Origin of the sequence: Streptomyces sp. NPDC057474 (assembly GCF_042802555.1) — a bacterium.
Taxonomy (GTDB): Bacteria; Actinomycetota; Actinomycetes; order Streptomycetales; family Streptomycetaceae; genus Streptomyces.
On record NZ_JBHVDX010000261.1, the window covers coordinates 1 to 12,751 of the forward strand.

The following is a 12,751-nucleotide window of genomic DNA, read 5'->3' on the forward strand; positions in this document are numbered from 1 at the left end:
CGACCGGGTGATCGGCCTTGGGCTGGGCGAGATCTCGGTGGACGGCTGCATCACCAAGGCCCCGTCCGGCGGCGACAAGGCCGGGCGGTCGCCGGTGGACCGGGGCAAGCAGGGACTGAAGCGCTCCGTCGCGTCCGATGCCTGCGGTGTTCCGCTCGGGATCGTCTCCGACGGGGCCAACCGGCACGACTCGCCCCTGCTCGGCCCCACCCTGTATGCGGTGCAGGCACAGGTCGGTGCACTGCCGGAGACGGTGAACGTCAACCTCGACCGGGGCTACGACAGCGTCAAGTCCCGTGTGCTGATTGCCGAGTTGGGATTCACAGCCGAAATCGCCCGCAAGGGAGTGCCTGCCCCGATCCAAGCGGGCAAGCGCTGGGTGGTAGAGCGCACGCACTCGTGGATGAACGACTACGGCAAGCTCCGACGGTGTACCGAGAGGAGCGGCGCGGTCGTGGACTTCTACCTCCACCTCGCCGCCACTCTCGTCACGCTCCGCATGCTCATCCGACGGGCGACGAGCCGCTACCGCTGGGACGGCCGGCCCACCACCCGACGCCTCAAGTGATCCATTTGCCGGTCGGTCTAATACTGCAGCCGCAGTTGGTGTGACGAGTGGTCGGGCTGCTCGTTGAACTGGGCATGGGTGGGGACGTCACGGTTGATGAGGTGCATCGCTGGGCGGCGGGTCTGGACGCTCTGCATGCTCGGATCGGTGGGCATTTCCGGAGGTCGGAGCCGCGTCGGCGGTCGGGAGAGTACCTGCGTGGACTGCTCGCGTCGTTGGAGCGCAAGAACGGATGGACACTGGCCGAGCAGGCCGGTGAGCTGTGCCCGGACGGCATGCAACGGCTGCTGAACCAGGCCGACTGGTCCGCCGACGCGGTCCGTGACGAGGTCCGTGGCTTCGTGCTGGAGCATCTGGGCGCCGAGGACGGTGTGCTGGCCGTGGACGAGACCGGCTTCATCAAGAAGGGCACCCGCTCGGCCGGTGTGCAGCGGCAGTACACCGGCACCTCCGGGAAGATCGACAACTGCCAGCTGGGAGTGTTCCTGGCCTACACCTCCACCAGGGGGCGGGCGTTGATCGACCGGGAGCTGTACCTCCCCACTTCCTGGATCGAGGATCCGGCCCGCCGGGCGGACGCGAGGATCGGTGACGAGGTCGCCTTCCGCACAAAGCCCGCGCTGGCCCGCGCGATGCTGGAGCGGGCGGTTGCCGCGAAGGTGCCGTTTCGCTGGGTGACCGGCGACGAGGTCTACGGCCAGGACCCGGTCCTGCGCGGCTGGCTGGCCGGGCAGCGCCTGAGCTACGTGCTGGCAGTCGCCTCCAAACATCGATGCGGGCCGCGCGGGCAGAACGCCCGCACCATCTCGGCGATCCTGCCGGAGCACGCCTGGGAGATCTGCTCGGCCGGGGAGGGTGCCCACGGCTTGCGCGAATACGCATGGGCCCTGGTCCCGCTGCCCGGTGAGCGTGACGACGGCTTCGAAGACGCCCTGCTGATCCGGCGGTCCCTCGCCGACGGCGAGCGCGCCTACTACCTGGTGCATGCACCGGCAAACACTCCGTCGGCCGAGATCGTCCGCGCTGCCGGGGCCCGCTGGGCGATCGAAGAATGCTTCCAGGCCGCCAAGAACGAGGCCGGCCTGGACCACTACCAAGTACGCCAATACCCGGCCTGGTACCGGCACATCACCCTGGCCATGGCGGCTGCCGCCCACCTGACCGCGGTCCGGACCACCACTCACGAAAAGGGGGACACAGCCGTGACCTCATCCGACTGAGCGTGAACGAAATTCGCCGCCTGCTGAGCAGATTCACCCACGCCGTCCGGCACGAAGCCGACCACATCCTGCACTGGTCACGCTGGCGCCGCCGCCATCAACAGCGAGCCCGCCTCAGCCACTACCGCCGCCGAGGCCACCGACCCCCATAACTGCGGCTGCAGTATTAGGCGATCCCATGTTCGTCCTTGTCGTACGCATAGCGTGATGTAGGTGCCCCACTCATCTCCTTGAATACCCTCGCTGGGCATCGCTCCGCACTCTGAAGGTTGCGTCGACCATTCCATAAAGCCGTCGCAGAGTGCGGCGTCGGTGGCGGGTAGCTTTCCGACGGATCTGACCTTCGATCTTCTGGAGATTAGGGTTCAGGCAATCCAGCTTTCACCGTGTCACGCGGGTCCCTCGATACCCCGTCTCTACTGCCTGAGCCCGGTCATCGATTTCCTGGCATGCTCTGGTCCCCATCACCGTTTCCGGATCGGGTAAGCCATCAGACCCAAGAACCTCCCTCTGAGTTCATCCCGACTGAGTCGGGGATACGACAAGGCGCCTCATGGCGCACTGGAACCGGTCCGCGACCTGAAGAGCGTCGGGTGCGCCGACCCGGGCTCCCCCGGCGTAGGCGCCCGCCCGGTCCCGGCAGATGATCTCGACGCCGGGGTGGGTGGTCAGCCACGCGGCCAGCGGCCCCGCGTCGCGCGTCGCGCGTCGGGAGGACATCGACCACACGGTGGGTCTCTCCGCAGGTCAAGACGGTGGAGTAGTTCTGGCCCCGGCGGGTGGCGAAGTCGTCCTACGCCCAGCACACTTGGTGTGCTGAACTGCGGGTCCGGCAGTGCCATGACCCTGCGCAGCAAGGTCATCCGCCCCGCGCGTAAGCCCAGTTGGGCGGCCAGCCGGGCGCCGGCCCGTCCGGCGAGCGCGAACCCGACGCGCTCCAGGGCGTGGTTGAGCCGCGTGGGCGGCCGTCAGTTCCGCGGCGGCCCTGCGCAGCCGGATCCGACCGGCCAGGAGCGGTTCGCCGCCATGGAGCACCACATGGACGCGGACTCGAGCGTCGTGGCCTCCGTGCCGCGAAGTACGGGGCCACGACTGTGACGGGAAGAACCTGAACTCCGAAGGCCAGCGATTTGCCAGTGAGCCAGCGAGTCGCCTGCGAGAAGCGGCCAGTCGCGCCGCAGTCGGTCGATCGACGCACCACCGCACCAGGCGGGCAGGATTGCCGCGACCACTGCGAGGTCGGGGGTGCTCCCGAGGGCACCCCACGGCCAGCCGGTGTCGGTTGATATCTCGAAACGGAACTCACGTTCCTCGCGACGGGTAAGCAGAATTACGCAATCTTATAATCATATGCTAGCGATTTTGTGAATACGGGACAGTGCGTCATTCTTGCTGGTGTGACTTTCCTGATCACTGGAGCGACAGGTTTCCTGGGCTCACGGGTACTGTTTGAACTACTCACCACCTATGCGCATGACGTGGTAACCGTGGGACGCGGTTCCTCCGCCTCACTGCGGGCAAGGGTGGTAACGGTACTGGAGGCGGTGTCGGGGCGGTCGCTGCGCGATGAGGAACGAGCTAGGCTGCGCTGCGTCAGCGGTGATGTCACTCATCCGTATCTGGGCTTGCCCCCCGCCATGTATGGGCGTCTCGCTGCTGAGTGCCGGGCGGTGTGGCACTGCGCGGGCGACATCGCTTTGGCGGGAGAGCGCCAACGGTTGTTCGCTGTGAATGCTCAGGGAACTGCCGAAATGCTGGATTTTGCCGAGCTGACGGATCCATCGTGTCGATTCGTGCACATGAGCACCATGGCCGTCGCTGGAAAAGTTCCCGCTGGGGTGATTCTTGAAGATCACCTGTGTGACACGTACGGGTTCGAAACACATTATGACGAGTCGAAGTATGCGGCGGAGAAGCTGGTTCGGGAATGGGCCGAGCGTCACGGCAGGGAAGCCGTTGTCCTGCGGCCGAGTGTGGTGGGCAATGATGGCAATGTGGGGGCAGGAGCGCCGTGCCATCCGCTCGGTGTGCTGGGGCAGCTCATTGACACGATCGCTCGCACCGGAGGACCGGGCATTCCCGTCCCCGGTGAGCGGGGCCCGGCTGCAGGGTTGCGGTTGCGGTTGCCAGTTCCCGCAGATGTGACGTTCAACGTCGTTCCCGATACATACGCGGTAAAAGCCATGCTGTGTGTCGCCCATGACAGCCGCCCCGCCGTCGGCGTGCATTGCTTCCACATCGTTCATCCGGTGGAGACGTCGGCCCAACATATTGCTTCGGCGATCGAGAGCCTTCACCCTGGTCTGTCCGTGTGCTTGGTCGACAAGGTCGTCGATCCGACCCCGGCCGAGAGTTTCGTTGCTGCCTCGCTGCCCGGCTTCTTGAGCTTTCGGCACCGACGCACTTACGACCGGACGAACACGCTCGCTCTGACGGGTGACCTGGCCGACCCGGTGCCGCTGGATCAGTCCTATCTGGTGCGTGCGCTCACGCCCGCCTGCAGCGGTGATGGCGCCAGCTCGCCGCGGGCGGAGCAATCGGTCGGCTTGTAGGTCGGTCACCGGGGCGCTCGGCGTGGCCCATGTCGGCACGCTCTTCTCCATCTCTTGTCATGTTCGCTCTACAGCCTGGAGTTGTCCGTTGACTGTGCCTGTTTCCCTGCTCTCCGACGACGCTGTTGCGGTGGTCGGTGCGGCCTGTCGCCTTCCTGGCGACATCAACAGTCTTGATGACCTCTGGGGAGTTCTGTCCACCGGTCGCGACATGGTCAGCGAGGTCCCTCCGGACCGTTTCCCGGTCGATGACTTCGTTGATGCACACAGACGCCGGCCGGGTTGGTCGTACACGGCTGCCGGCGGGTTCCTGCGGGACATCACCGGCTTCGACGCCTCCTTCTTCACCGGCATTTCTCCACGGGAAGCGTCCCAAATGGACCCGCAGCAGCGGCTGCTGCTGGAGATGGCTGTCGAGGCGCTGGATGACGCCGGGATCGACTTCGGGCGGCTGGAGGGTTCGGACACGGCTGTGTTCGTCGGCTGTTCGAGCCACGACTACGGCGAGTTGCAAGCGTGTGTACCGGAGTCGGGCAACGCCTACAGCGTCTCCGGTATGGCCGGCGCGATCGCCGCCAACCGGTTGTCGCACTACTTCGACTGGCACGGTCAGAGCGTCACTGTGGACACGGCATGTTCGTCGGCACTGACCGCGCTGCACCAGGCGTGCGAGGAAGTCCGTTCCGGTCGCGCACGGTTGGCGGTGACCGGCGGAATCAACGTGCTCATCAACCCACAGCTGTTCGCCGGGTTTTCCGCTGCGTCGATGTTGTCGCCGACAGGCCGGTGCCGTCCGTTCTCGGCCCGTGCCGACGGCTTCGTGCGGGCCGAGGGCGGCGGTCTGGTGCTGCTGAAGCGGCTTTCCGAAGCCAGGGCCGACGGGGACCGTATCCACGGGGTCATCGCGGCCACCGGCGTCAACAACGACGGTCGCACACCCGGCCTGGCCCTGCCCAGCAGCACAGCACAGCAGGCATTGCTGACCCGCCTGTACGAGGGCGCTGGTCTGGTGGCGGACGACGTGGCGTATCTGGAGGCTCACGGGACAGGCACACAGGTAGGAGATCCCCTGGAGTGCGAGGCGATCGGGCGCGCGCTCGGCGTGGGGCGCAGCAGAGGTCCGCTGCCGGTCGGCTCGGTCAAGAGCAACATCGGGCACATGGAAGCCGCCTCCGGTATGGCGGGTCTACTCAAAGCCCTGCTGGTGCTCAAGCACCGGCAGATCCCGCCGACGCTGCATGCCGAGGAACTCAATCCGAGGATCGACTTCGAGCAGCTGGGGCTGCGGCCCGTCACACGGCCTGAGCCTCTGGCGGCGGTGGGGCTGGCGCTGGCAGGCGTGAACTCCTTCGGGTTCGGCGGCGCCAACGCACACGCGGTGCTAGCCGGAGCCGACCTCGCGGGGCTGGCCGGGACGCCGGACGAGGCTCGGGCCGGGGGCCGGCTGCCGGTGGTGGTCTCCGCGCGCACCGCAGCCGCGCTGAAGGACGCCGCCGAAGCGCTGGGCCAGCACTTGCAGTTCGCTGGGGCCGGGGACTTCTATGATCTCGCCTATACCTCGACCGTGCGGCGCCGCAGGTACGAGCACCGAGCCGCTGTGGTGGCACAGAGCCCGCAAGAGGCCGCCGAGGCGCTGCTGCAGCTGGCCGACGGACAGGCGGACAGCCCCGCGGCGGAAACGGTGGGCGGCCGGCCGGGCGAGACAGCGTTCGTCTTCAGCGGCAACGGATCACAGTGGGCAGGTATGGGCACTGACCTGCTCGAGCAGGAGCCGGTCTTCGCCGCCGCGGTTCAGGCGGTCGATACGGAACTGCGGCCCCGGCTGGGTTGGTCGGTGGTCGAGGAGCTGGCTGCCGGATGCCCCCGCCTGGCCCGTACGGAGGTGGCCCAGCCGCTGCTGTTCGCCGTACAACTCGGTTTGGTGCGACTGCTGGCGGAGCACGGCGTCGAGCCGGACGCGGTGGTCGGTCACAGTGTCGGTGAGATCGCCGCAGCGTATGTCAGCGGAAGCCTGAGCCTGGCTCAGGCGTGTCAAGTGGTCACCGTCCGCAGCAAGGCCCAGGGCGTCACCGCCGGCAGCGGTCGCATGGCGGCGGTGGGCTTGAGCCGGGAGGAAGCCGTCAAGGAACTGGCCACCTGGCACGGGCGGTTGGAGGTGGCCGGTGTCAACAGCGACCGTGACGTGACCGTTGTGGGGCGCCCCGATGCGGTGGCCGAGCTGGGGCGGCAATTGGAGGCCCGGGATGTGTTCTCCCGCGAACTGGACCTTGACTACGCCTTCCACAGCAGCGCCATGGACGGCATCCGCGACGAGGTGACCGATGCACTGGCCTCGTTGCGACCGGGGCGGCACCGCACTCGGTTCGCTTCCACCGTCACCGGTGGTCCGCTGGACGGCACCCAGATGGATGCTGCGTACTGGTGGCGCAACGTCCGTATGCCGGTTCTGTTCGCCGACGCCGTGCGTGCGTTGGCCGAGGAAGGCTGTACCCGGTTCGTGGAGATCGGTCCCCACGCGGTGCTGGCCACGTATCTGCGACGCCTCCTGTCCGACGGGACAGTGGTGTCCTCGATGCGCCGAGGTCAGCACGGCCCGCTGGCGGTACGCCGAGCCGCCGCCACGCTGCTCGCCGCGGGTGCCGCCCCCAGCGCCCGATGCTTCTCTCGCCCAGGGAGGGTGACGTCGCTGCCCGGTTACAGCTGGCAGCATGAACGCCACTACAACGGCAGTCCCGACTGGTGGGCGTCCGTGTCGCAGGACAAGACGCTGGCGCATCCCCTGTTGGGGCGTCGTGCCGCGGTCGCGGAGCCGGCCTGGCATCAGACGGTGAGCGACCGGCGCCTGCCGTGGCTGGCCGATCACCAAGTGGGCGGCGCCATCATCATTCCGGCCACCGCCTACGCGGAAGCAGCTCTGGCAGCCGGCCGCTGGATGTGGGGAGCGGCGTGTGAGGTGACCGACCTCGACATCGTCCGTCCACTGTCACTTCCGCGCCCGCAAGACCCCGTTGAGGTGACCGTGCAGACCTCCCTGTCCGTGGAGGACAGCATCGTCTGCTTCGCCTCCCGCACGGGATCCGCCGAAGACTGGACGCTGCACGCCCGCGCCCGCGTACGGCGCCTGATCGCGCCCACGCCTGCCCTTGCGGACAGCGACCTCCGCCGACCGCAGGGCGCACTGACGATCGACGCGTCCGTCCACTACGCTCACATGGCCCGGGCCGGGCTGGACTATGGGCCGTCCTTCCAGGTGCTGACCGGCTTGTGGCTGGGCGAACGGGAAGCTGGAGCTGATTACCGGTTGCCCGAGGACGCGGCCAAGGCGCCCGGAGGGTACGAGGCACACCCCGTCATTCTCGACGGTGCGCTGCAGGCCGCCGCGCCGCTGCTCGCACAGGCCGCAGGCCCGCGCGCCTTCCTCCCCACCGGCTTTGAGGCAATCCGTGTCTGGCAGCACCCACAGTCGGAGGGGCGGATCCATGTGCGCCTTCGTCACCTCTCCGGCGCCGATGCCCTCATCGACGTCACTGTGACCGGCTCGGACGGCGCAGTCGCCGCGCAGCTTGCCGGATGCCGCCTTCGCGCAGTCAGCGCCACTACGTCGAGTCCCCTGCAAGAGCTGACCACCGTACTGCGGGCCGCTCCCCGCCCCGGCTCCCAGGGGCCCGCGGCCGTGCCGCTTCCCGAACCTGCCGACCTCATCGCCGCTACGGAGGCAGAGCGGGTCATGCTGGAACAGGACCAGATCGACGACTATCCCCTGTGTGCGCGACTGTCCAAGAACACTGCCAGTCACTGGGCCACAGCCGCCTTCGCCGCGCTCACCAAGGGAGCGCAGGAGTTCACCTGTTCCGACCTCGTGACCGCGCAGGTCCGCCCGCATTTCCTCGCCTACACACGGCTTATGGCGAAGATGGCCGCGCACCACGGATTGTTGGAAGAGGTGCCCGGCGATGTGACGGAAACGGGAAACGAGCGCTGGCGGTTCACCGGTATTACGGCCGATCCGTACGGACAGACACGCGCGTTCGCTGATCGCTGCCCGCAGTGGATTACCGCCATCGCCCTCTACACCCGGTTCCACACACACCTGACCGAGGTCCTGACCGGGGCTATCAATCCACGGGAGCTGCTGTACAGCGAGGCCGACCGTCGTCTCGTCGAAGCCTTCTACGGCGACACCCCCCAGATGCGGCTGTACGCCCGGTTCGCGGACTGCCTGCTCCAGCACATCAGCGCCGAGTGGCCGACGGGCCGGCCACTGCGGATCCTGGAGGTCGGCGCGGGAACCGGAAGCCTCACCGCGGCTCTGCTTCCCAGCCTCCCGCCGCACCTGGCCCGATACACCTTCAGCGACATCTCCGCGTCCTTCTTTCCCCGCGCCCAGAGCCGCTTCCGTACGTTCGACTTCGTCGACTACCGCGTACTGGACTTGAACCAGGATCCGGCTGAGCAAGGCTTCGAGCCCGGCAGCTACGACCTGGTGGTGGCGTCCAACGTGCTGCACGCCACCAGTGACCTGCGCGCGACGCTGCGCCGTGTGGCCTCGCTGCTCGACCACGGTGGGCAGCTATGGGCCATCGAAAGTCATGATGAGGAGGTGATCGCGCCCTACTTCGGGCTGCTGGAGGAATACTGGTCCTGCACCGACACGGACCTGCGTACGAGTCCCCTCCTGCCGCGCGAGGAGTGGGAGTCCGTGCTGCGTGGATGCGGCTTCGACCGCGTCACGGCCACCGGCAGCACCTGTCCGGAGTCCGCTGCCGACTACTCCCTGCTCCTGGCATGTCGCGATCCTGACGCGGCAGCAAGCTCTTCCCGCGCTACGGAGCCAGCTGCCGCTTCGGCGCGGGACGGCTGGAGCATCGTCACCCTGGCACCGAACGGGGAGCCGGCCAGGGCGCTGGCCGATGCGCTGAGTGCGGCGGGAGCCCACCAGGTCGAGATCATCGCGCCGGCCGGCGACGCGTGGTCCGATCCCGGCACGCTCAATCTCAGCTCGCGCGTCGTCCTGCTCTCCGACGACCACGGTGCTCCCACGTCCGAGGTTGTCACCCGGGCCGGCGGTCTGCTGAAAGGCATCGCTGCGGCAGGCACGGCCTCCGGCGGCGAGGGGGCTGAGCTATGGGTGATCACTGGCGCCACCGGGCTGTTCCCGGAACCCGAAGAGTCCGGTGAAGCCGCCTGCGCCGCAGTGTGGGGGATCGCCCGGACTCTCGCCAACGAACATCCCTCGTTGACGATCCGGCGTATCAGTCTCGTCCCGTCGGGTGACCCGCGAACCGACAGTGCCCGACTCGCGGCCGAGCTCACGCTTGCCCCTGGTGAGGAGGACGAAATCGTTCTCATCCCCCGGGGACGCTTCGTGCCGAGGCTGCGCGACGTGCCGGCCCTCAGCCATGTCGCCAACTCCGAGGAGCACTACCAGCTCCGACTGCACCGGCCGGGGCGCGGCCACCAGCTGTCCTGGATGCCCGTGCAGCCGCAGGCTCCCGGAGCCGGTGAAGTGGTGGTCCGGGTACGGGCGGCCGCATTGAACTATCGCGATGTGATGCTCGCCGAGGGCATGCTGCCCCCCGGTGCGGAACCCGCCACGGGATCCGCGCCTCGGCTGGGCCTCGAATGCGCCGGCGACGTCGTCGCCACTGGGGAAGGCGTGACCGATCTCGCTGTCGGCGACAGAGTCTTCGCCTTCGGACACGGCACCCTGGCATCTCACGTGAGAGTGCGCACCGAACAGACCGGCGGTATTCCCGGCGGCATGTCCTACAGCGAGGCCGCCACCCTGGCCGCCGTCCACCTCACCGTGCAACACAGCATGGAGACCTGCGCGCGTCTGGGCGCAGGAGAGACCGTGCTGGTGCACGGCGGCGCCGGCGGCATCGGGCTGGCCGCTCTCCAGTACGCCCAGCGGGTCGGCGCCACGGTCATCGCGACCGCCGGGAGCCCCGCGAAGCGAGACCTGTTGAGGATGCTGGGCGCCGCTCATGTCTTCGACTCACGCAACCTGTCCTTCGCTGACGACGTCCGCACCGTCACCGAGGGGCGAGGCGTGCACGTCGTGCTGAACTCCCTGGCCGGTGAGGCCATGACACGCAGCCTGGAGTGCTTGAGGCCGGGCGGTCGGTTCGTCGAACTCGGAAAACGCGACATCTATGCCAACCAGCCACTGCTGCTGCGCCCTTTCCGTAACAACCTGGCCTACTTCGCGGTCGACATCACCCGTCTGATCTCCGACTCACCCACGGAAGCCGCAGCGGCGTTCCGCACTGTCGCCGAGCGGGTCGCCGAGGGCGTCTACCGGCCGCTGCCCCACCAGTGCTACCCCGCGCCGCAGATCGGTGAGGCCCTTTCCGCGCTGCGTCACTCCCGCCATGTGGGCAAGGTGGTCATCACCTTCTCCCCAGGTGCTCCCGTCCAGGTCGAAGAAGCCGACGGCGTCACGCCCCTGGGCGAGGAAGGCACGTACCTGATCACAGGCGGACTGAGTGGACTGGGAGCCGCCACCGCCCGGCACCTGGCCGCGCGCGGCGCACGCTACCTCGCCCTCGTCGGGCGCCGCGGCGGTGCCTCCCCGGAAGCCGCTGCTCTCCTGGCAGACCTCAAGGGCCAAGGCGTACGCGCCGTCGCGTACGCAGCTGACGTCACCGACACGGTCAGCATGCAGCGCATCTTCCAGGAAGCCGACGCGGGCGGACACCCGGTACGCGGCGTCCTCCATGCCGCCATGCACCTGGACGATTCACCGCTGGAAGAACTCACCGCGGAGCGCTTCCACAACGTGCTCGCGCCCAAGGTGCGCGGAGCCGAGGCCCTCAGCCGGCTGACCGAGAACCTCGATCTGGACTTCTTCATCGTCTACTCCTCCATCACCGCCCACGTCGGCAACATGCACCAGGCCCCCTACGCGGCAGCCAACCTGCACATGGAGGCTCTGGTACGTGACCGCCGTCGGCGAGGATTGCCGGGCCTCGCCCTGGCCTGGGGCGGGATCAGCGACACCGGCTATGTGGCCCGCGCTCAGGTGGCCGACACCATCGCACGATCCGGACTGGGACTCATCAAGCCCGAAACAGCCCTGTCCGCCCTGGACCGGCACCTGTACCGCAACACCGTCACAGCAGCGATCGGTGTCATGGACTGGGATCGACTCGCCCAACTCCTGCCCAACCTGAACGGGCCGCGCTTCAGCGTCCAACTGACGGACACCACTGCCCACTCTCGCCGCACCGCGGCCGACGACCTGCGCAAGCGCCTGCTGGCAGCCACCGACGACCAAGCCCGCCTGGCGGTGATCACCGAAGCGTTGATCATCACGGCGGCACACATCCTGCAGACCACACCGGAACGGATCAATCCCGCCGCGAACCTCGCCGATCTCGGCCTTGACTCACTCATGGGAGTCGAACTGAAGGTACTCGTGCAGCAGACGTTCGGCTGCGACCTGGCCCTGATGGAGCTCATGGCCGCGGGCACCGTAAACGGACTGGCCCAACGCCTGCACCAGACGCTGCTCCCCGCCACACAACGGTAGACGTCCATCACGGCCGCCGGCCGGAATTCTCCATTACTCCGGGCGGCGGCCGGACACGAATCGACGGCCCCGGCGCGTTCCCGAACAGAAGAGCGCCGCCTGAACCCGACATCCGTGCCGCACCCCATGGCGTGAACCCTGCCGGAGCCGACGCTGTCGGCCTCCGTCGAGAGCCCAAATCTCCCCCGCTGCACACCGATGCAGGTCGCCGTGGGCGGTGGTCCAAGCGGTCACGGCGAGGTGTGTGCCGTGTCCGGGCGCCGACGAAACTACTGTCCGGCACATCGCAGTAACCAGCACTTCCGGCTCGGCCCCAACGCGCCCAGGTGCGCCCTGCCGCTGATTCACGGCGGCAGGGCGCACGACAATTCGTCCTGGTCCCGCGCCGGGCCTGGTGCGGGAACTACTGCGGTACGGGTGCCTCACCCGATACGGCGATACCCGCCTGATGGAAGTCGTCCACGGCCGTGGCCGTCGTGTCCGGTCACCGCGATGCGGCCCGCGTCGCTGAGGTGTACGTCGGAGGTTCCGCCCATGTTGCATGCGATCTTGACCAGGTCGCGCTGTTCCAGCTCGAAGGTGAGGAGCCAAGGCCGTGGACGCGATCCGGAGTGGCCTCGGCATCCCGCAGTCGCCATCGCGGATCGTTTCCGGAGAACCGTCGGGGTGGAGCCCCGTGAGGACCCCACCCCGACGTACCTGATAGAGCAATCAGAGAACCGGGCTCGAGCTCTCTCCGCCCTTCTTGTTGGGCGACGAGGGCGACGGCACGTCCGGAACGGACGACGTCACCGCGGGGCCCGGCGGTTGGCCCGAGCCGGAATTGGCCGGCGGCACCGCCGCCCGAGCAAGGAGGTCAACGCGACCAGAGTGACGG

General features: G+C 67.9%; 4 protein-coding genes and 1 pseudogene. 4 read left to right on the forward strand and 1 reads right to left on the reverse strand.

The features are described from left to right. A partial coding sequence (locus tag ACFU53_RS41605; RefSeq protein WP_384004870.1) for a transposase occupies positions 1-568 on the forward strand: 568 nt, incomplete at its 5' end. A 101-nt stretch (positions 569-669) separates the two neighbouring features. Then, positions 670-1,996 (forward strand): annotated as a pseudogene (locus ACFU53_RS41610) (IS701 family transposase). Positions 1,997-2,304: 308 nt separating this feature from the next. On the opposite strand, the gene ACFU53_RS41615 reads toward ACFU53_RS41610, so the two are convergent. Next, positions 2,305-2,508, reverse strand: coding sequence for a hypothetical protein (locus ACFU53_RS41615; RefSeq protein WP_384004872.1), 204 nt, complete (start codon positions 2,506-2,508; stop codon positions 2,305-2,307). Between the two features lie 677 nt (positions 2,509-3,185). Here ACFU53_RS41615 and ACFU53_RS41620 point away from each other — a divergent pair. Continuing rightward, positions 3,186-4,340 (forward strand): SDR family oxidoreductase, encoded by a 1,155-nt coding sequence (locus ACFU53_RS41620; RefSeq protein ID WP_384004874.1) that lies wholly within the window; start codon positions 3,186-3,188, stop codon positions 4,338-4,340. Further along, the gene (locus ACFU53_RS41625; protein ID WP_384004876.1) at positions 4,270-11,874 is read left to right on the forward strand and encodes an SDR family NAD(P)-dependent oxidoreductase; all 7,605 of its coding nucleotides are present in this window, start codon (positions 4,270-4,272) and stop codon (positions 11,872-11,874) included. The genes ACFU53_RS41620 and ACFU53_RS41625 overlap by 71 nt, the downstream gene beginning before the upstream one ends. Positions 11,875-12,751 lie beyond the last annotated feature (877 nt).